The 25,678-nt window shown below is 72.1% G+C and carries 20 protein-coding genes and 1 pseudogene; 6 read left to right on the top strand and 15 right to left on the bottom strand.

Annotation, left to right across the window (positions count from 1 at the left end; genetic code table 11):
- Positions 1-11: 11 nt before the first annotated feature.
- Both ACZ7FF_RS22695 and ACZ7FF_RS22690 read right to left on the bottom strand, forming a co-directional pair.
- The gene (locus tag ACZ7FF_RS22695) at positions 12-1,385 is read right to left on the bottom strand and encodes a hypothetical protein (protein WP_470814075.1); all 1,374 of its coding nucleotides are present in this window, start codon (positions 1,383-1,385) and stop codon (positions 12-14) included.
- 53 nt (positions 1,386-1,438) lie between these two features.
- Positions 1,439-4,453: a glycoside hydrolase family 3 protein gene (locus ACZ7FF_RS22690; protein WP_470814074.1), complete on the bottom strand. Its 3,015-nt coding sequence runs from the start codon at positions 4,451-4,453 to the stop codon at positions 1,439-1,441.
- A 113-nt stretch (positions 4,454-4,566) separates the two neighbouring features.
- Here ACZ7FF_RS22690 and ACZ7FF_RS22685 point away from each other — a divergent pair.
- From ACZ7FF_RS22685 to ACZ7FF_RS22675, 3 genes and pseudogenes are all read left to right on the top strand, one after another.
- Positions 4,567-5,146: pseudogene (locus tag ACZ7FF_RS22685) on the top strand (ricin-type beta-trefoil lectin domain protein); the annotation flags it as partial.
- 93 nt (positions 5,147-5,239) lie between these two features.
- Positions 5,240-5,530, top strand: a complete 291-nt coding sequence (locus ACZ7FF_RS22680; protein WP_470814073.1) for a muconolactone Delta-isomerase family protein — start codon at positions 5,240-5,242, stop codon at positions 5,528-5,530.
- Positions 5,531-5,552: 22 nt separating this feature from the next.
- A complete protein-coding gene (locus ACZ7FF_RS22675) occupies positions 5,553-6,152 on the top strand; it encodes a GOLPH3/VPS74 family protein (RefSeq protein WP_470814072.1) in 600 nt (199 codons plus the stop codon).
- Here ACZ7FF_RS22675 and ACZ7FF_RS22670 read toward each other — a convergent pair.
- The 6 genes from ACZ7FF_RS22670 to ureA all read right to left on the bottom strand — a co-directional run bounded on the left by ACZ7FF_RS22670 (position 6,149) and on the right by ureA (position 12,754).
- Entirely contained in the window at positions 6,149-6,574 is a 426-nt protein-coding gene (locus ACZ7FF_RS22670) for a VOC family protein (protein ID WP_470814071.1), read from the bottom strand. The two genes, ACZ7FF_RS22675 and ACZ7FF_RS22670, sit on opposite strands and share 4 nt — an antisense overlap.
- 14 nt (positions 6,575-6,588) lie before the next feature.
- Positions 6,589-8,199 carry a citramalate synthase gene (gene cimA / locus ACZ7FF_RS22665; protein WP_470814070.1) on the bottom strand — a complete coding sequence of 537 codons (1,611 nt, stop codon included), beginning with the start codon at positions 8,197-8,199 and terminating at the stop codon, positions 6,589-6,591.
- 350 nt (positions 8,200-8,549) lie between these two features.
- Positions 8,550-9,161: a TetR/AcrR family transcriptional regulator gene (locus tag ACZ7FF_RS22660; protein ID WP_470814069.1), complete on the bottom strand. Its 612-nt coding sequence runs from the start codon at positions 9,159-9,161 to the stop codon at positions 8,550-8,552.
- A 103-nt stretch (positions 9,162-9,264) separates the two neighbouring features.
- Positions 9,265-10,308: an agmatine deiminase family protein gene (locus tag ACZ7FF_RS22655; RefSeq protein ID WP_470814068.1), complete on the bottom strand. Its 1,044-nt coding sequence runs from the start codon at positions 10,306-10,308 to the stop codon at positions 9,265-9,267.
- A gap of 26 nt (positions 10,309-10,334) precedes the next feature.
- Positions 10,335-12,059, bottom strand: coding sequence for an urease subunit alpha (locus tag ACZ7FF_RS22650; RefSeq protein WP_470814067.1), 1,725 nt, complete (start codon positions 12,057-12,059; stop codon positions 10,335-10,337).
- Positions 12,056-12,754 (bottom strand): urease subunit gamma, encoded by a 699-nt coding sequence (gene ureA, locus ACZ7FF_RS22645; RefSeq protein WP_470814066.1) that lies wholly within the window; start codon positions 12,752-12,754, stop codon positions 12,056-12,058. The genes ACZ7FF_RS22650 and ureA overlap by 4 nt, the downstream gene beginning before the upstream one ends.
- Positions 12,755-12,898: 144 nt before the next feature.
- Between ureA and ACZ7FF_RS22640 the strand changes: the two genes are divergently transcribed.
- Complete coding sequence (locus ACZ7FF_RS22640; protein WP_470814065.1) at positions 12,899-14,332, top strand: cytosine permease; 1,434 nt, start codon at positions 12,899-12,901, stop codon at positions 14,330-14,332.
- Positions 14,333-14,452: 120 nt separating this feature from the next.
- On the opposite strand, the gene ACZ7FF_RS22635 is transcribed toward ACZ7FF_RS22640, so the two are convergent.
- The 5 genes from ACZ7FF_RS22635 to ACZ7FF_RS22615 all read right to left on the bottom strand — a co-directional run bounded on the left by ACZ7FF_RS22635 (position 14,453) and on the right by ACZ7FF_RS22615 (position 20,075).
- A complete protein-coding gene (locus ACZ7FF_RS22635) occupies positions 14,453-15,541 on the bottom strand; it encodes a branched-chain amino acid aminotransferase (RefSeq protein ID WP_470814064.1) in 1,089 nt (362 codons plus the stop codon).
- A gap of 250 nt (positions 15,542-15,791) precedes the next feature.
- Positions 15,792-16,835, bottom strand: a complete 1,044-nt coding sequence (locus tag ACZ7FF_RS22630) for a 3-isopropylmalate dehydrogenase (protein WP_470814063.1) — start codon at positions 16,833-16,835, stop codon at positions 15,792-15,794.
- A 151-nt stretch (positions 16,836-16,986) separates the two neighbouring features.
- Positions 16,987-17,118: a hypothetical protein gene (locus tag ACZ7FF_RS22625; RefSeq protein WP_365584084.1), complete on the bottom strand. Its 132-nt coding sequence runs from the start codon at positions 17,116-17,118 to the stop codon at positions 16,987-16,989.
- A gap of 359 nt (positions 17,119-17,477) precedes the next feature.
- Positions 17,478-19,109 (bottom strand): L-glutamate gamma-semialdehyde dehydrogenase, encoded by a 1,632-nt coding sequence (gene pruA, locus ACZ7FF_RS22620; protein ID WP_470814062.1) that lies wholly within the window; start codon positions 19,107-19,109, stop codon positions 17,478-17,480.
- Positions 19,110-19,148: 39 nt separating this feature from the next.
- Entirely contained in the window at positions 19,149-20,075 is a 927-nt protein-coding gene (locus tag ACZ7FF_RS22615; protein ID WP_470814061.1) for a proline dehydrogenase family protein, read from the bottom strand.
- A gap of 164 nt (positions 20,076-20,239) precedes the next feature.
- Here ACZ7FF_RS22615 and ACZ7FF_RS22610 point away from each other — a divergent pair, with 164 nt between their 5' ends.
- Positions 20,240-21,526: a PucR family transcriptional regulator gene (locus ACZ7FF_RS22610; protein ID WP_470814060.1), complete on the top strand. Its 1,287-nt coding sequence runs from the start codon at positions 20,240-20,242 to the stop codon at positions 21,524-21,526.
- A 50-nt stretch (positions 21,527-21,576) separates the two neighbouring features.
- Here the strand turns inward: ACZ7FF_RS22610 and ACZ7FF_RS22605 are convergent, their stop codons facing one another.
- Positions 21,577-22,170, bottom strand: a complete 594-nt coding sequence (locus tag ACZ7FF_RS22605) for a TetR/AcrR family transcriptional regulator (RefSeq protein WP_470814059.1) — start codon at positions 22,168-22,170, stop codon at positions 21,577-21,579.
- 98 nt (positions 22,171-22,268) lie between these two features.
- Here ACZ7FF_RS22605 and ACZ7FF_RS22600 point away from each other — a divergent pair, with 98 nt between their 5' ends.
- Positions 22,269-23,804, top strand: a complete 1,536-nt coding sequence (locus tag ACZ7FF_RS22600; protein ID WP_470814058.1) for an MFS transporter — start codon at positions 22,269-22,271, stop codon at positions 23,802-23,804.
- A gap of 66 nt (positions 23,805-23,870) precedes the next feature.
- Here the strand turns inward: ACZ7FF_RS22600 and serA are convergent, their stop codons facing one another.
- Entirely contained in the window at positions 23,871-25,460 is a 1,590-nt protein-coding gene (serA, locus tag ACZ7FF_RS22595; RefSeq protein WP_470814057.1) for a phosphoglycerate dehydrogenase, read from the bottom strand.
- Positions 25,461-25,678: the final 218 nt, after the last annotated feature.

Here is a 25,678-nt window from a genome sequence, read left to right as displayed (position 1 = left end):
ACCCGTGCGGCTCAGTTGCCGAAGCCGCCGCCGAAGTCCCCTCCGTCTCCGCCGCCGAAGCCGCCGCCCCCGTCGAAGCCGCCGCCGAAGTCGCCGGGGTCGAAGTCCGTGCCGGAGACGTCGCCGCCCTGGTGGCCGCCGCCGAAGTCGCCGCCGTACCCGCCGAAGTCGCCGTACCCGGTGCCGTAGTCGGCCGCGTAGGAGGGGGTGGCCATCATGTTGCCGAGCAGGGTGCCGACGAGCAGGCCGGGGAGGATGCCGCCGCCGAAGTAGCCGCCCGCCCAGGGGCCGTAGGCCGGGCCCGCGTCCCAGTAGGGGCGGCGGCCCTGGTCCGTGTCGACCTCGCGGATCACGGGATCGCGGCCGTCGGCCAGGCGGGTGGCGTCGGCGGCGCAGACCGGGACCTCGCGCGGGGCGCCGCCCGGCGGGGTCCAGGCGGCGTCGACGACCGAGGGCCCGTGGCGGGGGTCGAAGAAGCACGGCGGGCGGCGTTCCGGGAGCGGACGGCCCGTCCGGCGGGCGGCCAGCTGGGTGAGGGAGAAGCGGCCGTCCTCCAGGGCCTGGGTCACCGTGCGGACGTCCTCCGGTCTCGTCGCCTCGGCCATGCGCTGCTTGGCGGTCTCGTAGGCGTCGAGGGCGCGCTCGTAGTCGGCGCGCATCGCGTCGTCGGCACCCGCCTCCGCCGGGTGGAAGTCCAGGCGGTCCAGTTCCTCGCCGAAGGCGGTGATGTCCTCGTCCACGACCACCCGCAGCCGCTCCAGCGCGGCCCGCTGCTCCTCGTCGCGGCGCCGGCGGTTGCGGCGGACCAGGACGTAGGCACCGGCCCCGCCGGCCACCAGCACGGCGGCGACGGCGATCAGGCCCGTGCTCGACGCGCCGCCCGGGCCGCCCGTGGCGCCCCAGCTCTTCGGGGCGTGGCCGCCCATGTCGGCCACAGCCCGGTCGGTGAAGTCGGTGAGCTGGGTCCTGGCGTTCTCACCCTGGACGCTGTTCACCAGGTTCTGCCGGGCCGTCGGGGACATCACGGAGGCGTCGGCCCGCGCGTCGAAGCGGTCGCCGAGCCGCACGCCGTACAGGCCGGTGATGCCGGTCGCGGCCCGCAGGTTCGCGAACAGCCGTCCGGTGGGGTAGCCGGCCGGGAGCACGGCGACGAACAGCGGCTTGTCCGCCGCCCTGATCCGTTTCGCGAGCGTGTCGGCGTCCGCCTTCGACAGCTGACCGGAGGCGGCCGGGTCGACGTAGACCGGGCTCTTGCGCAGGGCCTGCGCGATGGTGGAGATGCCGGTGTCCGCGCTCGCCCGGGGAGTGAGCGCGGACGCCAGGACCAGGACGAGGGCGGCCACGAGCAGCGCCGGGAGGCTTCGGGTCCGCGGAACGGCCTTCATGCTTCGAAGCTACCCGAAGCCCCCCAGAACCGGTCATTCGGATCGCGCGGCCGTCATGCCGCCCGGTACGCCTCCGTCAGCTTCTCCAGCGCCTTCCCGTACCGTCCGGTCAGCAGCAGGTGGTCGGCGTCGGCGAAGGGCTTCGCCAGCGCCTCGGTGATCCGCTCCCCCGCCTTCCGCTGGACGAGCAGCCGGGCCTCGGTGACCAGTGCGCGTCCGGTCCGGGCGTCGCGGGCCCGCTCGGCCGCCGCCGCCCGCACGGCGAGCGTCCGCAGTTCGGTCGCCCCGCCCCCGGGCACCTCGGTCAGGGTGGTCAGGCCCCAGCCGTAGGGGAACTGCGGGTCGTACGACGGGTCGCCCACGTTGATCGGCAGCTGGGACTCGGACCTGGGCCAGGTGACGGGGAGCTGTCCGGTGAAGGGCCGCTTGCCGTAGAGGACGTCGGCGACGCCCTCGCCCTCGGTGCCGGGCAGCCAGGAGGCCACCAGGGCGTCGATCTTCCCGAGCCGGTCGCCGATGAGCTGCGGCCGGCCGGAGACGATCAGCACCGCGCACTTCATGGCCGAGCACACCTTGTCCACGGCCGCCTGGTCCGCGGCGGACAGGGACAGGGAGTGACCGTTGCCCACGTCGCCGACGCCCTCGGCGTACGGCGTCTCACCGACGACGACCACGCCGACGTCGTAGCCGTCGGTCGGGGCCGAGGCGTCCTTGGAGTACGTGACGTCGCCGCCCGCCGCGCGCATGCCCTGCAGAACGGTCGTGCCGGGCGTGGTGTCCCCGGAGGAGCCCTGCCAGGTGAGGGTCCAGCCGCCGGTCTGGTTGCCGATGTCGTCGGCGTTGGAGCCGGCGACGTACACCTTCTCGCTCTTCCTCAGCGGCAGCAGCCCACCGCTGTTCTTCAGCAGCACCTGCGACTCGGCGGCTGCCTCGCGGGCGACCGCGCGGTGGGCCGGGGAGCCTATGGCGGACGCGCCGCTCGTGTCGGCGTAGGGGTGCTCGAAGAGGCCGAGCCGGAACTTCTGGGTGAGGATGCGGGAGACGGCGTCGTCGATCCGGGCCTCACTGATCCGGCCCGCCTTCACCTCGTCGGCGAGCGTGGTGCTGAAGTCCTTGTAGGTGTACGGCACCATCATCATGTCGACGCCCGCGTTCACGGCAGTGCGGACGTGGTTCGCGTAGTCGCCGGGGAGCTGGTCGATGGCGTTCCAGTCGCTGATGACGAAGCCGTCGAAGCCCATCCGGCCCTTCAGCTCGCCGTTGATCATGTCGCCGCGGGCGTGCATCTTCACCGCGCCCTTGCCGTCGCCGGCGATGTCGAGCGAGGAGTACGACGGCATGACCGTGCCGATGCCCCGTCGTACGGCCGTGCGGAACGGCGCCAGGTGGATGTCCTCCAGCTGCTCACGGGTGACCGTGGTGACGCCCTGGTCGATCGTGTAGGTGCCGGTGGTCGAGGAGCCGTACGCGGTGCCGCCGTCGCCGACGAAGTGCTTGGCGGTGGCCAGGACCTTGTCGTCGCGGCTCAGGTCACGGCCGTCCGCCCGGCCCTGGAGTCCCTGGACGACGGTCTCCATGAACTGCACGAGGGCGGGGTCCTCGCCGAAGGACTCGTAGGAGCGGCCCCAGCGTTCGTCGCGGCTGACGCACAGGCAGGGCGCGAAGTCCCAGGGGACGCCGGTGGCGCGGACCTCGGCGGCCGTCACCGCGCCCGTCCGCTCGGCGAGCCGGGGGTCCCTGGTCGCGCCGATGCCGATGTTGTGCGGCATGATCGTGGCGCCGTAGAGGTTGTTGTGGCCGTGCACCGCGTCCACGCCGTAGACCAGCGGGATCTGGAACCGTGTGGCCCGGGTCCGGAGCTGGAAGGCGTCGATCATCTTCGCCCAGCCCTCGGGGGTGTCGGGGGTGGGCGTGGAGCCGCCGCCGGACAGCAGCGAGCCGAGGTTGTAGCCGGCGATGTCGCCGGGGGTGGTGAGGCCGCCGCGCTCGGCCTGGGTCATCTGGCCGGCCTTCTCCGCCGGTGACATCCGGGACAGCAGGTCCGCCACGCGCTTCTTCACGGGCAGCTTCGGGTCCAGGTACGGCAGTCCGTGCGCGTCGAGGACGATCTGCGGGTCCTCGGCGGGGGCCCTGGCGCCGGTGACCGTGAGCCTGAGCGGGACGGTCTCGGCGGGCCCGGCCGCACGGTCCGCGCGGGTGCGGACCTCGATGGTGCGGACGGTGCCGGAGGGGGTGCCGGCCGGGAAGGTGAGGGTGCCGGAGACCGGGGTGTAGTCCTTGCCCGCGGTGGCGGTGCCGCCCTCCGTGCGGTAGGCGACGGTCACCGGGTCGTCGACGGGCCGCTCCCCGGTCGTGGCCAGGGTGACCCGCACCTTCGCGGTGCCGCCCTCCCTGACCGGGTAGACGGGCGCGTCCGTGCTGACGGAGGCGCGCAGCGCCTGGTCGGCGCTGCCGTACAGCTCCACGTCGTCCATGGCGAAGTCGCCCTTCACGCCGACGGGGAGCGTGACGGCGTAACCCCACATCCGGCTGAGGCCGAGGACGTGGTCGATGCCGCCCACGGGCTGGTAGTCGGTGCGGTAGGCGAAGTCGGTGAACGGGAGCTCGACCTGCTTCCAGCCGGTGAAGTCGTCGGTGAAGGAGGTCGTCCAGAGTTCGGAGGCCTCGCCGTTCGCGCCGCCGTCCTTGATCTCGAAGGCGATCTTCCTGCCGTTGTCCCGGCCGTCCCACCAGAAGCGGATGCCCTTGTGGGCGGACCAGTCGTGGGCCGGCTCGCCCGCGGCGAAGTCGTGGGTGAAGCCGCCGTAGCCGCTGATGTCGTAGGTGCCGGTGAGGACCTTCGCGCCCTCGGGGGCGTCGGCGCGCTCGGCCAGCCGGAGGGCGGGCGGGTCGTCGGCGTCGCTCCCCCAGGTGAAGATGCCGTCGGCGGGCTGGCCGGCGAAGGGGACCTCGCCCTCGAAGCGGTCGACGGGGACGGGCGGGGGGTCGGCGGCGGCGTGGGCGGCGGCGGACAGGGGCAGCAGGGCGGCGAGCAGGGCCCCGGAGACGAGCAGGGCGGTTCTTGGCATGGACCTTCCCTTGGCTCTCATGGTTCACTCATGTCTTAGATCACGCCGTGAGTTAACTAAGGCCGCACAGGCCCGTCAAGACGGCACGTCAGCTTTGCCGCAACCCCCGCTCTGTCGACCCGAGAGGAAGGGGGGCGAAGTCGGTGACCAAGTGGTCGCTGGCCGTGGACCAGAACAGGAGCGGGACCGTCGACTACACCGTCGAGTACTACGACATGGGCCAGCTGACCAAGTTCGTCCGTCCCGGCGCCCAGCGGAGCGCCTCCACGGCCTCCACCGCGGTGCCCAGCGTGGCCTGGCGCAACCCGGACGGCAGCAAGCTCGGCGCAGACGGTCACCATCGACTGGGGCGCGCAGCACGCCACTTACTCGCTGCCGGGCAGGACCTCGGCCACCTTCACCTGCTCCGGCACCCAGTCCGGCGGCGGCACCACCACCGGCGCGTTCGTGGGCCTGGCCGGCAAGTGCCTGGACGTGGCCGGAGCCGCCACCGCCAACGACACGGCGGTCCAGCTCTACGACTGCAACGGGACGGGCGCCCAGCGGTGGTCGTACAACGCCTCCGCCGGGGACGTGGTGAACCTTGCCGCGAACAAGTGCCTCGACGTCACGGACAACTCCTCCACGAACGGGGCACGGGCGCAGATCTGGTCCCGCACGGGGCCCGCGAACCAGAAGTGGAAGCTGCGGTAGCGCGGTCCTGAGCGGCGGCGGCCCGTCGGCTGGGGGACGATGAGGGAAAGCGGCGTCCCCCAGCCGGACACGCCTCGCCGAGGGAGTGGGAGCATGCGGGAGTTCCTCGTGGAGATCACCACCACGGTGCCCGAGGGCACCGGTGAGGAGGAGGTCGCCGAACGGCGGGCCGCCGAGGCCGTGCGGGCCCGGGAACTGGCCGCCACCGGCCGTCTGGCGCGGCTGTGGCGCCCGGTCGGCGAGTCGCGCAGCATCGGCGTGTGGCGCGCCGACGACGAGGCGGAGCTGTACGAGAAGGTGCTGGGTACCCTTCCGCTGCGGCCCTGGATGAGCCTCACCGTCACCCCGCTGGAGTCCCACCCGAACGACCCGGGCCGCGCCTGACGCCTGTCGACCTGGAGTCCCCATGACCACACCGCAGGATCTGTTCCTCGTCAGTCTGGACGTGCCCGGGGAGCGTCCCGTGGAGCCGGGCGATCTTTCGCTGGCGCTCGCCGGGGCCGAGCTGGTCGACCTGCTCGGGGCGCGGGCGCTCACCCTGGCGGACGAGCGCATCGTGCCCGGTCCCGTGCTGACCACGGGTGACCGGATGCTGGACGAGGCCGGTGCGGAGCTGGTGCGGCAGGAGCCGTACGAGAAGGTCGAGGACTGGCTGTGGCGCCGGGGGCAGGGGCTCGCCACGGCCTACGGCGACGTCCTGGACGCCGAGGGGCAGCTCTCCGGGAAGCGACACCGCTGGCCCCACCGGGCCGCGAAGGCGGCCGCGGCCGACACCCCGGCCCGGCGGCACGCGGCCGACCGCTGGTGGTCCCGCGAGCCGGTCCTGGCCGGGCTCGCCGCCACCCTCGGCATCCAGGCCGAGCGGCCGGTGGAGGAGGAGCCCGGCGACGAGGCGGTGGTCACCGTGCTGGTCGCGGTCGGCGACGCGGTCACCGAACTGGAGGCCGTGCGCGAGCGGCGCCGCATCGAGAACGTCGCCTTCGACAACATCTGGCGGGCCCCCTAGCGGACCGGCGCGCCGACCGCCAGCAGGTTCCCCTCGCTGTCCCGGAACCAGGCGCCGCGCTCACCGCGGGCCCCCTTGCTCGGGTAGTTGCCCTCGACCTCGGCGATGCCGTCCCGGGTGTGCAGGCCGGGCGCGTCGACCTCCTCGAAGGTCACACCGCGGCGGCGCAGCTCCGCGACGGCCGCCTCGATGTCGTCCACCTCGAAGGCCATCTGGGTGAAGGTGCCGGGCGAGGACCCCGTCGAGCGGAACACGACGAAGTCCACGCCGCCGCACCGGTAGAGCAGTCCGCCGGGCCGCTCGTCCACGGGCTCCAGGCCCAGCTTCTGCGCGTAGAAGCGCCGGGCCCGGTCCAGGTCCAGGGCGGGCAGCCGGGTCGCCACGCGGGCCCGGGCGAGCGGGGCAGTGCCGTCGGTGGTCATGCCCCCACTGTGGCCTACTCGGCCGGTTCCACGCCCGCGCGGAGCAGGCCGTAGGTGTACGCGTCCTCCAGGGACTGCCAGGAGGCGGCGATGACGTTGTCCGCCACGCCGACCGTGGACCACTCGCCGGTGCCGTCGGAGGTGGAGATCAGCACGCGGGTGGTGGAGGAGGTGCCGTGCTTGCCCTCCAGGATGCGGACCTTGTAGTCGACCAGCTCCAGCTTGGCGAGCTGCGGGTAGATCTTCTCCAGGGCGACGCGCAGGGCTCGGTCGAGGGCGTTGACCGGGCCGTTGCCCTCCGCGGTGGCGACGATCCGCTCGCTCTTGGCCCACAGTTTGACGGTGGCCTCGTTGGCGTGGGTGCCGTCGGGGCGGTCCTCGACGATGGCCCGCCAGGACTCGACGTCGAAGTACTTCAGCGGCCTGCCCTCGGCCTCGGCGCGCAGCAGCAGCTCGAAGGAGGCGTCGGCGGCCTCGTACGTGTAGCCCTTGAGCTCGCGTTCCTTCACGCGCTCGACCACGCGGCCCACCAGCTCGCGGTCGCCGCCGAGGTCGATGCCGAGCTCCTTGCCCTTCAGCTCGATCGAGGCGCGGCCGGCCATGTCGGAGACCAGCATGCGCATGGTGTTGCCGACCAGCTCGGGGGCGATGTGCTGGTAGAGGTCCGGGTCGACCTTGATCGCGGAGGCGTGCAGGCCGGCCTTGTGGGCGAACGCGGAGACGCCCACGTACGGCTGGTGGGTGGACGGGGTCAGGTTGACGACCTCGGCGATGGCGTGCGAGATCCGGGTCATCTCGCGCAGCCGGCCGTCGGGCAGCACCTTCTTGCCGTACTTCAGCTCCAGGGCCGCGACGACCGGGAAGAGGTTGGCGTTGCCGACGCGCTCGCCGTAGCCGTTGGCGGTGCACTGGACGTGGGTGGCGCCCGCGTCGACGGCGGCCAGGGTGTTGGCGACCGCGCAGCCGGTGTCGTCCTGGGCGTGGATGCCGAGCCGGGCGCCGGTGTCGGCGAGGACCGTGGAGACGACCGCGTGGACCTGCGCGGGGAGCATGCCGCCGTTGGTGTCGCAGAGGACGACGACGTCGGCGCCGGCCTCGGAGGCCGCGCGGACGACGGCCTTGGCGTACTCGGGGTTGGCGCGGTAGCCGTCGAAGAAGTGCTCGCAGTCGACGAAGACCCGGCGGCCCCGCTCCGTCAGGTACGACACCGTGTCGCGGACCATCTCCAGGTTCTCGTCCAGGGTGGTGCGCAGCGCCAGTTCCACGTGCCGGTCGTGCGACTTGGCGACCAGGGTGATCACCGGCGCGCCCGACTCCAGCAGGGCGTTGACCTGGGGGTCCTCGGCCGCCTTCGCGCCGGAGCGGCGGGTGGCGCCGAAGGCGACGAGCTGGGCGTGGCGGAAGTCGATCTCCGCCTGCGCGCGGGCGAAGAACTCGGTGTCCCGGGGGTTCGCGCCGGGCCAGCCGCCCTCGATGAAGCCCACGCCGAAGTCGTCCAGGTGCCGTGCGATGGCGAGCTTGTCCGCGACGGTGAGGTTGATGCCCTCCCGCTGCGCGCCGTCGCGCAGCGTGGTGTCGAAGACGTGGAACGAGTCGTCGAGCTCGCTGTGTGCCGTCTCGGTCATGGTCTCAAGGCTCCTGTTGTGGATCTTCGGTCTTACCGGAATGACCGGCTCCACCGTCCCCCCAATGGTCCCTCGCGCTTCGCCGCCGGCTGGTGGTGGGCCGGAAAACGAAAAAACCCCTCGCGGGTGCGAGAGGTCTGCGCGCGGGTCGAGGACGACGGTGGCCACCCGCATCTGGTCGTACGAGGTGGTCACTGCGGACCGGCGCGCCTGCTGCCAATAATCATGGCGAACGAGAGCACGGAGGAAGTCTGGCACAGCACGGCCCGCGGCTCACCGCCCGTCTCAGGATGCGGTCGCCGGTGTGGACTTCCCGGGGTCGCCCGGGGTGTGTCCACGCCGGCGCCCGGCTACGGGACCAGGAGCGTGTCCTCGATGAACTCGCGCACGTGCGCCATCACCTGCTCCCGGTCCGTGCCGCGCAGGCCGATGGCGACATGGATCGAGAACCCGTCGAGCAGCGCACGCAGCCGCGCCGCGAAGCGGTCCGCGTCCACCGCCCGGAACTCCCCGCGCGAGATCCCCTCGGCGATCAGCGCGACCAGGTCGCGGTGCCAGGCGCCCTCGATCGCGGCCTGCCGCACCCGGGCGTCGTCGTCGGCGTTCTGCGAACGGTTCCAGACCTCCAGCCACAGCGTCCAGTGCGGGTCGCGGTGCCCGTCGGGGACGTACAGGTCGATGTACGCGGCCAGGCGGTCCCGGGCGGGTGCGGCGCGGGTGAGGAGCCGGCCTCGTTCCGCGCCGAGCCGGCCCTCGCTCCACTCCAGGGCCTGGAGCAGCAGCTCGTCCTTGGAGCGGAAGTAGTACAGCAGGTGGCCGCTGCTCATCCCGACCTCCCGGCCCAGCCCCGCCATGGTGAGCTTCTCCAGTCCGCTCTCGGCGATCATGCCCATGGCGGCGGCGAGCACCTCCTCGCGGGGCGGGGCGGGGGTGCGGCGGCGGGGGGACGGGTTCGTGCTCATGCGGCGCCCTCCGGGCCGGGCGCCGTCGTCACCCGGACGGCCTCGGGGCCGCACGCGGCACACAGCAGTAGATCCACGCGTATGTTCTACCGGACCGCGGGTGTCACCCGGCCTTCGGCTGCTGCTGGGTGATGCAGTGGATGCCGCCGCCGCCCGCGAAGATCGTGCGGGCGTCCACGAGGGTCACGGTCCGCTCGGGGAAGAGGCGGCGGAAGATCCCGGCGGCGATCTCGTCGCGCGGGTCGTCGAAGCCGCAGAGCACGACGCCGCCGTTGCAGAGGTAGTGGTTGATGTAGGAGTAGTCGGCCCAGTGCCCGTCGGCCTCCAGGACCGTCGGGGCGGGCACCTCCACGACCTCGAGGCGGCGGCCCCGCGCGTCGGTCGCCGACCTCAGGATGCCGATGGCCTCCTTGGTGACCTCGTGGTCGGGATGGGCCGGGTCCGGCTGGTGGTGGGCGACGACGACACCGGGACCGGCGAACGCGGCGACGATGTCGACGTGGCCGAGGGTGCCGAAGCCATAGGGCGGGTAGTCGCCGGTCAGGCCGCGCGGCAGCCAGATCGCCTTCCGCGTGCCGAGGTGGGCGTGGATCTCGGCCTCGACCTCCTCCTTCGACCAGTGCGGGTTGCGCTCCGGGCCGAGCTGCACGGTCTCGGTGAGCAGCACGGTGCCCTCGCCGTCGACGTGGATCGCCCCGCCCTCGTTGACCAGCTTCGAGGCGTACGTCTTCGCGCCCGCGAGGTCGGACACATACGCGGCGATCTTGGAGTCGTGCTCCCAGCGGGCCCAGTCCTGGGCGCCCCAGCCGTTGAACGTCCAGTCCACGGCGGCCAGTTCACCCCGCCCGTCGGTGAGGAACGTGGGGCCGATGTCCCGCATCCAGGCGTCGTCGAGATCGCGCTCGACCGTCTCGACGCCGGGGCCGAGCAGGGCCTGCGCCTGCGCCGACTGGCCGGGGCCGCAGACGACCGTCACCGGCTCGAAGCGGAGGACGGCCCGGGCGACCGAGGCCCAGGCCATGCGGGACAGGCGGAGGTCGTCCGGGTCGTCGAAGGTGGGGTTGGGGCCCGGCCACGCCATCCAGGTGCGCTCGTGCGGGGTCCATTCGGCCGGCATGCGGAAGCCGTCGGCGGCGGGAGTGGTCATCTCTCGGGGTCCTTGTGTCCGGCGGGTCAGAGGAAGTAGAGGCGGTTGAGGGAGACGGAGTCGGCGGGCTCGGAGCTGAGCGGGTCGCCGTCGAGGGTGACCAGACCGGTGCGCTGGTCGACGTCGACCGCGCCGACCCGGGCGTTGAGCCGCAGGTCGGCGGGGCCGATCCCGCGGGTGCCGCGCACCGCGACCCGGCGGCGCCGGGTGGGCATGGCGTCGTTGCCCTGGTCGACGGCCGCCCGGGCGACGAACGCGACGGAGATGTCCGCGGCCGTGGCGCCGTACGAGCCGAACTGCGGCCCGAGGACGAGGGGTTCGCAGGTGTCGGTGGCCGCGTTGGGGTCGCCGACCACGCCGTACGCCGGGAAGCCGGACTTCAGCACGAGCTGCGGCTTGGCCCCGAAGTGGTCGGGCCGCCACAGCACGATGTCGGCGAGCTTGCCGGCCTCCAGGGAGCCGACCTCGTGGGAAAGCCCGTGCGCGATGGCCGGGTTGATGGTCAGCTTGGCGATGTAACGCAGGACGCGGGCGTTGTCGTCGCCCTCGCCGTCGCCCTCCATCGGGCCCAGCTCGGCCTTCATCTTGCCGGCCATGGCGAAGGTGCGCCGGACGGTCTCGCCCGCGCGGCCCATGCCCTGGGCGTCGGAGGAGGTGATCCCGATCGCGCCCAGGTCGTGCAGCACGTCCTCGGCGCCCATCGTGCCCGCACGGATGCGGTCGCGGGCCATGGCGGCGTCGCCGGGCAGGTCGGGCTTGAGGTCGTGGACGGAGACGATCATGCCGTAGTGCTCGGCGACCGCGTCCCGGCCGAAGGGCAGGGTCGGGTTGGTGGAGGAGCCGATGACGTGGGGCACGCCGGCCATCTTCAGCACGTTGGGCACGTGTCCGCCGCCGCAGCCCTCGATGTGGAAGGCGTGGATCGTGCGGCCTTCGAGGACGCGCAGGGTGTCCTCGACCGACAGGCACTCGTTCAGGCCGTCGCTGTGCAGGGCGACCTGGACGTCGTGCTCCTCGGCGACCCGCAGGGCCGTGTCCAGGGCACGCGTGTGGGCGCCCATGTCCTCGTGCACCTTGAAGCCGGACGCCCCGCCCTCGGCCAGCGCCTCGATCAGGGGCGCCTCGTGGGAGGACGAACCCCGGCCGAGGAAGCCGATGTTGACCGGCCAGGCGTCGAAGGCGTTGAAGGCGTGGCGCAGCGCCCAGGGGGAGTTGACGCCGACGCCCCACACCGGGCCGAACTCCTGCCCGATGATCGTGGTCACGCCGGAGGCGAGCGAGGCCTCCATGATCCGCGGCGACAGCAGGTGGACGTGGGTGTCCACGGCACCGGCGGTGGCGATCAGCCCCTCGCCGGAGACGATGGAGGTGCCGGTGCCGACGACGACGTCCACGCCGTCGAGGGTGTCGGGGTTGCCGGCCCGGCCGATGCCGCAGATGCGGCCTTCCCGGATGCCGATGGAGACCTTCCGGATCCCCTGCGCCGCGTCGATCACCACGACGTTGCTGATCACGACGTCGCAGGTCTCCCGGACGGCGGCGGCCTTCAGATGCAGTCCGTCGCGGGCCGTCTTGCCGAAGCCGGCCAGGAACTCGTCGCCGTAGTGCTGGGAGTCGGACTCCACCCGGACGGTCAGGCCCGAGTCGCCGAGCCGGACGCGGTCGCCGGCCCGGGGGCCGTGGGTGGCCGCGTAGGCGTGCGGGTCGACGTGGATCGCCCGGCTCACCTCGCGTCCCTTCGAGCGGCTCATCGCTCCTCGCCTCCTTCCGGCGCGACTCCCAGATATCCGCAGGCGGCGGCCCTGCGCAGGGCCTCTTCCCTGGCCCCCGGCGCGTCCAGCGGGCCGTCGACGAGACCGGCGAAGCCGATCGCGACGCGCTCCCCGCCGATCGGCACGAGACCGACCTCCTCGCTCTCGCCCGGCCCGAAGCGGACGGACGAGCCGGCGGGTACGGCGAGCCGCATGCCGTAGGCCCGCGCGCGGTCGAAGTCGAGGCGCGGGTTGCCCTCGAAGAAGTGGAAGTGGGAGGTGACGGAGACCGGCACGGTCGCGGTGTTGGTGACCGTGAGCCGCACGACCGGCGCCGGGTCGGCGTGCTGGGGCCCGGGCAGCAGCGCGCCCGGAGCGTCCTCGCCCAGGGTGCCGCCGATGGGGTCGGAGACGACCGCGAGCCGGGAGCCGTCGTCGAAGACGGCCTCGACCATCACCTCGGTGACCACGTCGGCGACGCCCGGCAGCACGTCCTCGGGACCGAGCACGGAGCGGGCCGCCTCGATGGCCTCGGCGAGCCGCCTGCCGTCCCGGGCCGCCTCGCAGACGGTGTCCGCGATCAGCGCGGTCGCCTCCGGCACGTTGAGCCTGAGGCCGCGGGCACGGCGGGCCCGGGCCAGCTCGGCGGCCCCGAAGAGCAGCAGCCGGTCACGTTCCGTGGGGGTCAGTCTCACGACGCGGCACCTCCTTGCCTTCCATGAATTAGAGCATCACTCTAAACGCGGAATTCATGAAACAGAAGCATTGACCGCGGGCGAGGCTACACGTCACATTGAACGTCGCTCTAACACCAGGCGGCAGTCGAAGGAGACCCAGCCATGCCGATAGAACAGCGTGGAGTCGACACCATCCCGGACGAGGAGCGGACCAGCGGTCCGCGCGACCTCGTCTCGATCCTGCTCGGCTCCAACCTCTGCCTCGGAGTGATCATTTTCGGCTGGCTGCCGCCGTCCTTCGGGCTCGGCTGGTGGGCGTCGGTCAGCTCGGTCGTGGCGGGGACGCTGGTCGGCACGGCGGTGACGGCGCCGCTGGCCCTGATCTCGCTGCGCACCGCGACCAACCTCTCCACCTCCTCCGGCGCCCAGTTCGGCGTCCGGGGCAGGCTGGTGGGGTCGGTCGTCGGCCTGCTGCTCGCCCTCGGCTACACCGCGCTGACGGTGTGGATCGGCGGCGACGTGATGATCGGCGTGCTCGGCCGGATGTTCGGGCTCCCGGCGGACGGGGTGTCGTACGGCGTCGTCTACGCGCTGCTCGCCGCGGCGACGGTCGCGGGCGCGGTCTACGGCTACCGGGTGCTGCTGAACATGTCCAAGGTCCTGTCCGTCGGCATGACCCTCCTGCTGGTGCTCGGCGTCATCGCCTACGCCCCGCACTTCACCACCGCGGCGCTGCCGCAGGCGGGCGGCTATCTGCTCGGCTCCTTCTGGCCGACCTGGTTCCTGTCGGCCGTGGCCGCGGGCCTGTCCGGCCCGATCGCCTTCATCACGCTGCTCGGCGACTACACCCGCTACATCTCCCCGGCCCGCCACGCCAACCGCCGTGTCCTGCACGCCACCTGGCTCGGCCTGATCCTCGGCCTGCTGGTGCCGCAGCTGTTCGGCACGTTCACGGCGTTCGGCGCGCACGCGGCGCTCGACTACGCCGGTCCGCTGGTCGCGGCCTCCCCCGCCTGGTACCTGCTGCCGCTGCTGCTGTCCGCCTCCGCCGGCTCGGTCGGCAACGCGGGTCTGATGCTCTACTCGATGGGCCTGGACCTGGACGCCATCCTGCCCAGGGCCTCCCGCGCCCGCGCCACCTGCACGGTCGCCGTGGTCGCCACCGTCTGTGTGTTCGTCGGCCACTACGCCTGGAACGCGCAGTCGGCGATGACCTCGTTCGTGCTGCTGCTCACCGCCATCGGCACCCCGTGGGCGGTCATCACCCTCATCGGCTTCGCCCGCTGCCGCGGCGTCTACGACGCCGACGCGCTCCAGGTCTTCAACCGCCGTTCGCGGGGCGGGATCTACTGGTACCGGGCGGGCTGGAACGTGCAGGCCACCGTCTCCTGGGCGGTCGGCGCGGGGGTCGGCCTGCTGGCCGTGTCACTGCCGTCGTACCAGGGCCCCCTGCTGCACCTGACCGGCGGGGTGGACTGCAGCTTCCTGCTGTCGGGCGCGGTCGGGGGAGCCGTCTACCTGCTGCTGACGCGCGGCGGGGAGCGCCCGGGGGCCGCCGAGGACGTCCACGAGTCCGAAGCGGCCCTCAGCCTGTAACGCACCGAGAAGCTGCGACTCACCGGAAAGGGAGAACCGTCTGCACCGTCCACCCGGACGCGAGAGGGCGCCACGGACACGCGGCGCCCTCTCGCGGCAGCGGTTCGTCCTGCCCGACCGTCAGCCGACGCGGTGCATCCAGCCGTGCTTGTCCTCGGTCATGCCGCGCTGGACGCCGAGCAGGGCCTCGCGCAGCCGGAGGGTCACCTCGCCCGGGGTGCCGTCGCCGTGGGTCCACTCGTCGGTCCTGGTCTTGACGTGACCGATCGGGGTGACCACGGCGGCGGTTCCGCAGGCGAAGACCTCGGTGAGGGCGCCGGAGGCCGCGTCCTTGCGCCACTGCTCCAGGGTGATCACACCCTCCTCCGCGGTGTAGCCGAGGTCGCGGGCGACCTGGAGCAGGGAGTCGCGGGTGATGCCCTCCAGGATCGAGCCGGTCAGCTCCGGGGTGACGATCCGGTCGCCGTAGACGTAGGCGACGTTCATGCTGCCGCTCTCCTCGACCTTGGTGCGGGTGACCGCGTCGAGGTAGACGACCTGGTCGCAGCCGTGCGCGGCGGCCTCGGCCTGCGGCAGCAGGGAGGCGGCGTAGTTGCCGCCGGTCTTGGCGTCGCCGGTGCCGCCGGGGACGGCGCGGACGTGGTCCTCGGAGACCCAGATGGTGACCGGCTTCACGCCACCGGCGAAGTAGGCGCCGGACGGGGAGGCGATCAGCATGAACATGTACTCGTTCGCCGGGTGCACGCCGAGCGCGGCCTCGCTGGCGAACATGAACGGCCGCAGGTAGAGGGACGCCTCACCGCCGTGCGGCGGGACCCAGTCGGCGTCCTGGGTGAGCAGCGCGTCCAGGGCGGCGAGGAACAGCTCCTCGGGCAGCTCGGCCATGGCCATGCGGCGGGCGGAGTTGCGGAAGCGGCGGGCGTTCGCCTCGGGGCGGAACAGCGCGACCGAGCCGTCGGGCTGCCGGTAGGCCTTCAGCCCCTCGAAGATCTCCTGGCCGTAGTGGAGCACGTGGGTGGAGGGGTCGAGGGAGATCGGGCCGTACGGAACGAGCTGCGCGTCGTGCCAGCCGCGGCCCTCGGTCCACCTGATCGTCACCATGTGGTCGGTGAAGTGGCGGCCGAACCCGGGGTTGGCCAGCATCGCCTCGCGCTCGGCGGCGGCGAGGGGACTGGCGGAGGGCTTGAGCTCGATCGTGGGCGTCGTCATGAGTGATTGTCCTTCACCGGTTGTTGTGACGGGCCGCGCTCACGCCCGAACACCGGCCGTCCGGCTGGTGCTAGGACGTCCGAGCTTTCCCTCATACCGCGGCTCCGCGTTCGATTATCGCGCGGGGCCCCCGGCGGACGGAATCGGGGTGAAGGCGACCCAGGGGTCGATGGTGGCACCCGGCGGGGACAGGGGGAAGCCGCCGGGCGGTCGTGCGGCCCGGCGGCTTCTCTTGCGATGGAGCGCCGGGTCAGCCGGCTACTCGGGAGGCGAGGGCGTCGCCGATCTCGGAGGTGCTGCGGGCGGGCCGGCCGGCGCGCTCGGTGAGGTCGACGGAGACCGCCGCGTCGATGCGGTCGGCCTCGGCCTCGTAGCCGAGGTGACGCAGCAGGAGGGCGACGGACAGGACCGTGGCGGTCGGGTCGGCCTTGCCCTGGCCCGCGATGTCCGGGGCCGAGCCGTGGACCGGCTCGAACATGGACGGGAACTCGCGGCCGGGGTTGATGTTGCCGGAGGCGGCGACGCCGATGCCGCCGGAGACGGCCGCGGCGAGGTCGGTGATGATGTCGCCGAAGAGGTTGTCGGTGACGATGACGTCGAAGCGGCCCGGGTCGGTGACGAGGTAGATCGTCGCCGCGTCGACGTGGATGTAGTCCGTGGTGACCTCGGGGAACTCCTTGGCCACCTTGTTGAAGACGTTCGTCCACAGGTGCCCGGCGAAGGTCAGCACGTTGTTCTTGTGGACCAGCGTGAGCTTCTTGCGCGGGCGGGCCTGGGCGCGGGCGAAGGCGTCCCGGACGACGCGCTCGACACCGAAGGCCGTGTTGACGGACACCTCGGTCGCGACCTCGTGCTCGGTGCCCTTGCGGATGGTGCCGCCGTTGCCGGTGTAGGGACCCTCGGTGCCCTCGCGGACGACGACGAAGTCGATCTCCGGCTGGCCGGCGAGCGGGGTGGCGACACCGGGGAGCAGCTTCGACGGACGCAGGTTGACGTGGTGGTCGAAGGCGAAGCGGAGCTTGAGCAGGAAACCGCGCTCCAGGACGCCGGACGGCACCGACGGGTCGCCGATGGCGCCGAGCAGGATGACGTCGTGCCGCTTCAGCGCGTCGAGGTCGGCGTCGGTGAGGGTCTCACCGGTGGCGTGGTAGCGCTTGGCGCCGAAGTCGTACTCCTGGGTCTCCAGCTTCACATCCTGCGGGAGGACGGCGGAGAGGACCTTGAGGCCTTCGGCCACGACTTCCTGCCCGATGCCGTCACCGGGGATCACTGCGAGATTGATGCTGCGAGACATGTCGGCACCCTACTCCTCGTCCCAGGTGATGACACGCCATGTCCGCGATACGGACACCCGAAGGGGGTGCGCACGGGTGACCCCGGGGCGCGGCGCGGCGGGCAGGGCCGCACCGCACCCCGGACGGTGCGGCTCCCGGATCGGTGGCGGCTCAGTGGCCGGTCTCGCCGCCGTTGTCCCGGCGGTCGAGGGCGCGCTGGAGCGCGTCGGCTGCGTTCTTGCGGTCGGACTCGCTCGCGCGGGACACGTGGCGGACTCGGCGGCGGACGGTCGTCTCGGCCATGGAAATCGACTCCTTCGGCAAGCTGGAGTACGGCGATGAGGGGATTCGAGACGCCGGATGGGGCGGGGAGCGACGGCCACAGGGGTTGCCTGCACAGGGCCCGGCTCACGACCGCCATTCGCTTGATCGAGCGAGACGTTCGGCTCCTACAAAACTAAGGGAGCCGGCCGCTTCTGTCTGCACAGTTACTCGGACTTCCTACTATCTGAGACGGCGAACCGGCCCACACCGCCCTGAGCTGGCCCTTCGTGCGTTCGAGGGCGACGGTGCGGCCGTGATCCGAGTGGGCCCGGACATGGCTACGGGCCGGGAAGCCTGCTCAGGTGTCAGGCTTCCCGGCCCGGGTTCGCGGGGGCTGATCAGCCCATGTGCGGGTAGGTGTAGTCGGTCGGCGGGACCAGGGTCTCCTTGATGGCCCGGGTCAGGGTCCAGCGCAGCAGGTTCTGCGGGGCGCCGGCCTTGTCGTTGGTGCCGGAGGAGCGGCCGCCGCCGAAGGGCTGCTGGCCGACGACGGCGCCGGTCGACTTGTCGTTGATGTAGAAGTTGCCCGCGGCGTAGCGGAGCTTCTCCATCGTGTACGCCGCCGCCGCGCGGTCGTTGGAGACGACCGAGCCGGTGAGCGCGTAGTCGGACACCGACTCCATCTGGGTCAGCATCTCGTCGTACTTGTCGTCCTCGTAGACGTACACGCCGAGGACCGGGCCGAAGTACTCGGTGCGGAAGACCTCGTTCTCCGGGTCGGTGCACTCGATGACGGTCGGGCGCACGAAGTAGCCGACCGAGTCGTCGTAGGAGCCGCCCGCGACGATCGTGCAGGTCGGGTCCTCCTTGGCGCGGTCGATCGCGGCCTTGTTCTTGGCGAAGGCACGGTCGTCGATCACGGCGCCGATGAAGTTCGACAGGTCGGTGACGTCACCCATGGTCAGGTAGTCGACCTCGGCCGCGAACTCCTCCTTGAAGCCCGAGTTCCAGATGGAGGCCGGGATGTACGCGCGGGAGGTGGCGCTGCACTTCTGGCCCTGGTACTCGAAGGCACCACGGGTGAGGGCCGTCTTGAGGATCGCGCGGTCGGCGCTGGGGTGGGCGACCAGGAAGTCCTTGCCGCCGGTCTCGCCGACCAGACGCGGGTAGGCGCGGTACTTCTCGATGTTGTTGCCGACCGTCTTCCACAGGTACTGGAAGGTCTTGGTCGAGCCGGTGAAGTGGATGCCCGCGAGGTCACGGTGCTCCAGGACGACGTTGGAGACCTCGATGCCGTCGCCGGTGACGAGGTTGATGACGCCCTTGGGCAGGCCCGCCTCCTCCAGCAGCCGCATCAGCAGGACGGCCGCGTGCGTCTGGGTCGGGGACGGCTTCCAGACCACCACGTTGCCCATGAGGGCGGGGGCGGTGGGCAGGTTCGCCGCGATCGCCGAGAAGTTGAACGGCGTGATCGCGTAGACGAAGCCCTCCAGCGGGCGGTGGTCCATGCGGTTCCACACGCCCGGGGAGTTCGCCGGGGGCTGCTCGGCGAGGATCTGGCGGGCGTAGTGGACGTTGAAGCGCCAGAAGTCGACCAGCTCGCACGGGCTGTCGATCTCCGCCTGCTGGGCGGTCTTGGACTGGCCGAGCATGGTGGACGCGGCGATCGTCTCGCGCCACGGGCCGGACAGCAGCTCGGCGGCGCGCAGGATGATCGCGGCGCGGTCGTCGAAGGACATGGCGCGCCAGGCCGGCGCGGCGGCCAGGGCCGCGTCGACGGCGTCCTGCGCGTCCTGCCGGGTGGCGTTGCGCAGGGTGCCGATGACGGCCTTGTGGTTGTGCGGCTGGACCACCTGGAACGGCTCGCCGCCGCCCATCCGCTTCTCGCCGCCGATGGTCATGGGCAGGTCGATGGGGTTCTCGGCCAGCTCCTTGAGCTTGGCCTCCAGGCGGGCGCGCTCGGGCGAACCGGGGGCGTAGCCGTGCACCGGCTCGTTGACCGGGGCGGGGACCTGGGTCACAGCGTCCATGAGATCCTTGACTCCTTGTACGTGAGCGGGTGTTCGGGCTCAGCCCTTGCTGACCATCGAGCGGAGGAAGAAGCGCAGGTTGGCCGGCTTCTCCGCCAGACGGCGCATGAAGTAGCCGTACCAGTCGGTGCCGTAGGCGGTGTACACGCGCATGCGGTGGCCCTCGGCGGCCAGCCGCAGGTGCTCGTCACTGCGGATGCCGTACAGCATCTGGAACTCGTACTCGTCCAGCTTGCGGCCGGCCTGGTGGGCCAGCTCCTGGGCTATGGAGATCAGGCGCGGGTCGTGGGACCCGACCATCGGATAGCCCTCGCCCTCCATCAGCGTCTTCAGGATACGCACGTAGGCCTTGTCGATCTCGTGCTTCTGCTGGTAGGCGACCTCGGCGGGCTCCTTGTAGGCGCCCTTGACCAGGCGGACGCGGCTGCCGGACTCGGCGAGACGGCGGGCGTCGGCCTCGGTGCGGAAGAGGTAGGCCTGGATGACGCAGCCGGTCTGCGGGAAGTCCTTCCGCAGCTCCTCGTGGATGGCGAACATCGAGTCGAGGGTGGTGTGGTCCTCGGCGTCGAGGGTGACCGTGGTGCCGATGGCCGCGGCGGCCTCGACGACCGGGCGGACGTTCGCGAGGGCCAGCTCGTGGCCGCCCTCCAGCGCCTGGCCGAACATCGACAGCTTCACCGACATCTCGACCCGCTCGCCCAGCTCCAGCTGCCTGAGCCGGTCGACCAGCTCCAGGTAGGCGTCCCGGGCGGCGGCGGCCTGCTCCGGCGTGGTGATGTCCTCGCCGACGACGTCCATCGTCAGCTCCAGGCCGCGGTCCGTCAGGTCCCGGATGATCGGGACGATGTCGGTCACGGTCTCGCCCGGGATGAAGCGGTCGACGACCTGCTTGGTCACCGGGGCCGCCGAGATCAGACGACGCATCCGGTCGCTGCGCGACGCGGCGAGAATCACGGGACCCAGCACGGGGCACCTCCACAGACAAGCACCAGAACGGCCGTCACCCGACCATTCGGGTACGGCACGGAGAACCACCGTGAAACCTAGGGATCTCTCCGATCCTGGGCCACGGACAGCTGTCACGCATCCGCGCACCAGATCTCAGACAGATGTATGAAGGGTGCCGGGGAATGCGGGAGAATACCGGGGTGACGGCCGACTACCAGGGTGACTTCCAGGAGCTGGTGGACGAGATCTCGGAGCTGCTGGGCGTCCCGGCGACCCTGGAGAACCGCGACTTCGAGCTGATCGCCTTCGGTGCCTACGACAGCGAGGACGAGCTGGATCCCTCCGCGCTGGACCCGGTGCGCACCCGCTCGATCCTGACCCGGCGCTCCACCGCGACCGTGCGCGCCTGGTTCGAGGGCTTCGGCATCACCCGGGCGACGGGGCCGGTGCGGATCCCGCCCACCCCCGAGGCCGGGGTGTACCGCGGCCGCATCTGCCTGCCGGCGCGCCATCGGGGCGTGGTCCTCGGCTACGTCTGGCTCCTGGAGGGCGATCCCGGGCCGTCGGACGCGCAGCTGTCCGCGGCCATGCGGGTGGCGGGCCGGATCGGCGCGCTGCTCGCGGACGAGGCGGAGGCCGGGGCCGGGCTGAGCCGGGAGCTGCGCGCCGTACTCACCGCCGAGCGCGGCTGGCAGCGGGACATGGCGGTGGCCGAACTCCGTACCGCCCTCGGCAGCCGCGCCGACGGGCCGCTCACGCTGGTGTGCGTGGCGCCCTGGCCGTCGGCGGACCCGGACGACGCCCCCGCCGCCCGCACGATCCCCCATGCCACGGCGCTGTGCACGCTGCCCTGGGGGGCGACGGGACAGAGCCTCGCGCTGCTGGTGCGGCTGCGGACCACGGAGGTGAACACCCCCGCGCTGGCCGCGGCGGCCCGGCTGCTGAAGGACGCCGAGGGGGCCCACGGGGGGCGGGGGCTCGCGGCGGCGCGCGGGGCGGGGGCCCGGGTGGCGGCCGCGGCCGCAGCGGGGGTCGCGGCCGGAGCCTTCGGGGGTGCGGGATGCGCCGCCGGGGTCGGCGAGCCCCGCACGGGTCTCACCGAGCTGGGCGCGGTGTGGCAGGAGGCCTCCGCCGCCGCCCGGGCCGCACTGGCCGAGCCACGGCTAGGGCCCGTCGCCGAGTGGCGGGGCATCGGGCCGTACCGGCTGCTGACCGCGCTGCCGCCGGAGTCCGCGCACGATCCCGTCGCGGGCCTCCTGCTCGCCCCCGCCCACCGGGAGCTGGCCCGCACCGCGGAGGTCTACCTCGACTGCGCGGGCCAGGCCGGCCGCACGGCCGCCGAGCTGGGCGTCCACCGGCAGACCCTGTACTACCGCCTCTCCCGCGTGGAGCGGCTGACCGGTCTGGACCTCGACGACGGCGAGGACCGCCTGCTGCTCCACATGACGCTGAAGCGGGCCCGGCTCTAGGTGCGTTGTCAGACGGCCCGCGCCGCGCGGCATGATCCAAACGGCAGGCCCTAGTTCCACCCCGCCTCGCCGGCGGCCTCCATGATCCGCCGCAGGCCGTCGGTCAGCTGCCGCGCGGTGGTCGCCGAGTCCGGGTCGAAGAGCCACTGGACCATGAGGCCGTTGAGCAGCGTCTGGTAGACGCGGCCCTCCGATTCGACCACCTCCTGGCCGATCTCGGCCTCCGGAACACCGCTGAACATGGCCGCGAGCCCCGCACGGCCCTCCTTCTGCGCCTCGGCCAGGAGCTTGCGCACCTCCTCCAGCCGCTCGTCCTGGAACATCAGCTCGAAGCTGAGCAGCCAGATCGCCCGCGACTCGGGCACCGTGCGGATGATGTTCGTCCACACCTCCTGGAAGCGGGCCAGCGACCCCGGGGACTCGGTCACCGTCCCGCCGAGTCCCGGGTCGAACCGCTCCCCCACCTCCTCGATCAGCGAGACGTAGGCCTGCACCAGCAGCTCGGCCTTGGAGCCGTAGTGGTAGCCGATCGACGCCAGGTTGGTGCCCGACTCCTTGACGACGTCCCGCGCGGTCGTGCGCAGGAAGCCCTTCTCCAGCAGGCAGCGCTTGGCGCCTTCCAGCAAGTCCTCACGGTGTCCCATGCACCTCACCCTACCGCGCGATCCATACAACCGTCCTAGACGGATGACCTATACAAGCGTTCTAGACAAGCGTTTAAGACGTGCGTACATTTCCTGGCATGACGAACCCGACGAGCACCACCCCGATCTCGTCCCCGCCCTCCCCCGCCCGCGCCGGACGCCGCGAGTGGACCGCTCTCGGCGTGCTGATGCTGCCGCTGCTGCTGGTGTCCATGGACGTCTCGGTCCTGTACTTCGCGACCCCCGCGATCAGCGCCGACCTGCACCCCAGCGGCACCCAGCAGCTGTGGATCTTCGACGTCTACGGCTTCGTCCTGGCCGGCCTGCTGATGACGATGGGCTCGCTCGGTGACCGCATCGGCCGCCGCAGGCTCCTGCTGGCCGGCGCCGCGGCCTTCGGCGCCGCCTCGCTCCTCGCCGCCTACGCGGACAGCGCCGGAACACTGATCGCGGCCCGCGCGCTCCTCGGCGTCGGCGGCGCGACGCTGATGCCCTCGACCATGGCCCTGCTGCGCACGATGTTCACCGACCCGGCCGAGCGGGCGAAGGCGATCGGGATGTGGTCCGGGGTGATGACCGGAGGCATCGCCCTCGGCTCGGTGATGAGCGGCATCCTGGTCGAGCACTTCTGGTGGGGCTCGGTCTTCCTGGTCAACCTGCCCGCGATGGCACTGCTGCTGCTCCTCGGCCCGGTTCTGCTGCCCGAGTCGAGGAACCCGGAACCGGGCCGGTTCGACCGGCCGAGCGTCCCGCTGTCGATGGCGGCCGTCTTCCCCGTGGTCTACGGCCTGAAGGAGATCGCCTCCGAGGGCTGGCACCCGCTGTACGTCGTCTCGATCACCGTCGGCCTGCTCTTCGCGGCCCTGTTCGTCCGCCGCCAGCGCACCCAGGCCTCCCCGCTGATCCCGCCGGCCCTGCTGAGGGGCCACGGCTTCACCCCGGCGCTGGTCCTGAACCTCGTCTCGTCACTCGGCATGATGGGCTCGGCCATCTTCACCACGCAGTACCTGCAGTCGGTCCTCGGCAAGAGCCCGCTGGAGGCCGCGCTGTGGAGCCTCGTGCCCTCGGTGTTCATCGGCGTCGCCGGTCCGCTCACCGCGTGGCTCGTCCAGCGGGGTGCCGACCGGGGGTACGTCGTCGCGGGCGGCTTCGCGACGATGGCGGCCGGTTACGCGCTCCTCGCCTGTACCGGGACCGACTCGCTGTGGCTGGCGCTGACCGGGGCCGGGGTCCTGGCCTGCGGGGTGGTCGCGATCATGTCCCAGCTGACCGACCTGGCGATGAGCGGAGCGCCGGTGGAGCGGGCGGGCACGGCCTCCTCTCTGCTGGAGACCAGCGCCGAGTTCGGCGGGGCGCTCGGCATGGCGGTCCTCGGTTCGATCGGCGCGGCCGTCTACCGCCACCGGATGCCGGCCACGGCTCCCGCCGGGGCCCGCGAGACGCTGGGCGGCGCCCTCGCCACGGCCGCTCGTCTGCCCGGCCGGACCGGCGCCTCCCTGCTCGCCACGGCCCGGGAGGCGTTCACCGGCGGGATGCACGGCGCGGCGATCGCCGGTGCGGTGCTGCTCGCGCTGGCCGCGGTGGGCGCGGCGACGACCCTGCGGGGGATCAGGGTCCGGGAGACCGGTGAGTAGCGGGACGGCGGAACGCCGGACGGGCCGAGGCGGTCGCCTCGGCCCGTCCGGCGTTCTTCAGGACACTCAGACCAGGTTCACCGAGCGGGCGGACGTCGCCCCGATCTCCTCGGCGACCTCGGCCAGCACACCGGGGGCCACCGTGTCGTCGACGGTCAGGACGGCCAGCGCCTCCCCGCCCACCGCCGCGCGGGCGACCTGCATGCCGGCGATGTTGATGCCGGCCTCGCCGAGGATGCGGCCGACGGTGCCGACGACACCCGGGCGGTCCTCGTAGCGCAGGACGACCATGTGATCGGCGAGCGCGAGGTCGACGTCGTACTCGCCGACCGCCACGATCTTCTGCAGGTGCTTGGGGCCGGCCAGCGTGCCGGAGACCGACACCTCCTCGCCGGTGCCCAGCGTGCCGCGCACCGTCACCACGTTGCGGTGGTCGGACGACTCGGAGCTGGTGGTCAGGCGGACCTCGACACCGCGCTCCTGCGCGAACAGCGGGGCGTTGACGTACGACACCGTCTCGTCGACGACGTCCTCGAAGACGCCCTTGAGCGCGGACAGCTCCAGCACCTTGACGTCGTGCTGGGTGATCTCGCCGTAGACCTCGACGTCGAGGCGGACCGCGACCTCGCCGGCCAGCGCGGTGAAGATGCGGCCGAGGCGCTCGGCGAGCGGCAGACCGGGCTTGACGTCCTCGGCGATGACACCGCCCTGGACGTTGACCGCGTCCGGCACCAGCTCACCGGCGAGCGCGAGGCGCACCGACCGGGCGACGGCGATACCGGCCTTCTCCTGGGCCTCGTCGGTGGAGGCGCCGAGGTGCGGGGTGCAGACGACCTGGTCCAGCTCGAACAGCGGCGAGTCGGTGCACGGCTCCTTGGCGTACACGTCGAGGCCGGCGCCGGCGACCCGGCCCTCCTTCAGTGCCGCGTACAGCGCCGCCTCGTCGACGATGCCGCCGCGCGCGGCGTTGACGATGCGCACGCTCGGCTTGACCTTGCGCAGCGCCTCGTCGCCGATGAGGCCGAGGGTCTCGGGGGTCTTCGGCAGGTGGACGGTGATGAAGTCGGAGACCTCCAGCAGCTCGTCCAGGGAGAGCACCTTGACGCCCATCTGCGCGGCCCGGGCGGGCTGCACGTAGGGGTCGTAGGCGACGACCTTCATGCCGAAGGCGGACATGCGCTGCGCGACCAGGGCGCCGATGCGGCCGAGGCCCACGACGCCGAGCGTCTTCTCGGCCAGCTCGACGCCCGTGTACTTGCTGCGCTTCCACTCGCCGTTCTTCAGCGCGGCGTTGGCCTGCGGGATGTTGCGGGCGGAGGCGAGGATCAGACCGCAGGCCAGTTCGGCGGCGGTCACGATGTTGGAGGTCGGGGCGTTGACGACCATCACGCCGGCCTTGGTGGCGGCGGAGACGTCCACGTTGTCGAGGCCGACGCCGGCGCGCGCGACGACCTTGAGCTTCTTCGCCGCGGCCACGGCCTCGGCGTCGACCTTGGTGGCGGAACGGATCAGGATGGCGTCGACGTCGGCGACGGCGGGGAGCAGTTCGGCTCGGTCGGCTCCGTTGCAGTGCCGGATCTCGAAGTCCGGGCCGAGTGCGTCGACGGTCGCGGGCGAAAGCTCTTCGGCGATGAGTACGACGGGTTTCGAGCTCACGTGAGTCCTCACAAGTCCAATGCGGACGGCCGTCCCGACGGCCGCTGGCGGTGGAGGGGTGCTAGCCGCGTGGAAGACGCACGACGCTGTGGGCCTGACGCGTATGTTGTGCAGCAGTCTAGTGGCGCTGCGGCCGTCGGTTTGTGCCGCTGCGGAAGTATCACCCGGACGAGGAACTACATTGTGTAGCCCTGCCGGCGGTTGTGGAACGGGGGCCG

The sequence above is a fragment of the Streptomyces sp. NPDC037126 genome, assembly GCF_055605965.1.
The sequence above is the reverse complement of the archived record's forward strand: the minus strand, read 5'-3'. Positions and strand labels throughout refer to the sequence as shown.

What these genes read in the sequence shown, in the direction of transcription:
- ACZ7FF_RS22695 (WP_470814075.1), bottom strand. Translation starts at nt 1,385, where the DNA reads ATGAAGGCCGTTCCGCGGACCCGAAGCCTCCCGGCGCTGCTCGTGGCC.
- ACZ7FF_RS22690 (WP_470814074.1), bottom strand. Translation starts at nt 4,453, where the DNA reads ATGCCAAGAACCGCCCTGCTCGTCTCCGGGGCCCTGCTCGCCGCCCTG.
- ACZ7FF_RS22680 (WP_470814073.1), top strand. Translation starts at nt 5,240, where the DNA reads ATGCGGGAGTTCCTCGTGGAGATCACCACCACGGTGCCCGAGGGCACC.
- ACZ7FF_RS22675 (WP_470814072.1), top strand. Translation starts at nt 5,553, where the DNA reads ATGACCACACCGCAGGATCTGTTCCTCGTCAGTCTGGACGTGCCCGGG.
- ACZ7FF_RS22670 (WP_470814071.1), bottom strand. Translation starts at nt 6,574, where the DNA reads ATGACCACCGACGGCACTGCCCCGCTCGCCCGGGCCCGCGTGGCGACC.
- cimA (WP_470814070.1), bottom strand. Translation starts at nt 8,199, where the DNA reads ATGACCGAGACGGCACACAGCGAGCTCGACGACTCGTTCCACGTCTTC.
- ACZ7FF_RS22660 (WP_470814069.1), bottom strand. Translation starts at nt 9,161, where the DNA reads ATGAGCACGAACCCGTCCCCCCGCCGCCGCACCCCCGCCCCGCCCCGC.
- ACZ7FF_RS22655 (WP_470814068.1), bottom strand. Translation starts at nt 10,308, where the DNA reads ATGACCACTCCCGCCGCCGACGGCTTCCGCATGCCGGCCGAATGGACC.
- ACZ7FF_RS22650 (WP_470814067.1), bottom strand. Translation starts at nt 12,059, where the DNA reads ATGAGCCGCTCGAAGGGACGCGAGGTGAGCCGGGCGATCCACGTCGAC.
- ACZ7FF_RS22640 (WP_470814065.1), top strand. Translation starts at nt 12,899, where the DNA reads ATGCCGATAGAACAGCGTGGAGTCGACACCATCCCGGACGAGGAGCGG.
- ACZ7FF_RS22635 (WP_470814064.1), bottom strand. Translation starts at nt 15,541, where the DNA reads ATGACGACGCCCACGATCGAGCTCAAGCCCTCCGCCAGTCCCCTCGCC.
- ACZ7FF_RS22630 (WP_470814063.1), bottom strand. Translation starts at nt 16,835, where the DNA reads ATGTCTCGCAGCATCAATCTCGCAGTGATCCCCGGTGACGGCATCGGG.
- ACZ7FF_RS22625 (WP_365584084.1), bottom strand. Translation starts at nt 17,118, where the DNA reads ATGGCCGAGACGACCGTCCGCCGCCGAGTCCGCCACGTGTCCCGCGCG.
- pruA (WP_470814062.1), bottom strand. Translation starts at nt 19,109, where the DNA reads ATGGACGCTGTGACCCAGGTCCCCGCCCCGGTCAACGAGCCGGTGCAC.
- ACZ7FF_RS22610 (WP_470814060.1), top strand. Translation starts at nt 20,240, where the DNA reads ATGCGGGAGAATACCGGGGTGACGGCCGACTACCAGGGTGACTTCCAG.
- ACZ7FF_RS22605 (WP_470814059.1), bottom strand. Translation starts at nt 22,170, where the DNA reads ATGGGACACCGTGAGGACTTGCTGGAAGGCGCCAAGCGCTGCCTGCTG.
- ACZ7FF_RS22600 (WP_470814058.1), top strand. Translation starts at nt 22,269, where the DNA reads ATGACGAACCCGACGAGCACCACCCCGATCTCGTCCCCGCCCTCCCCC.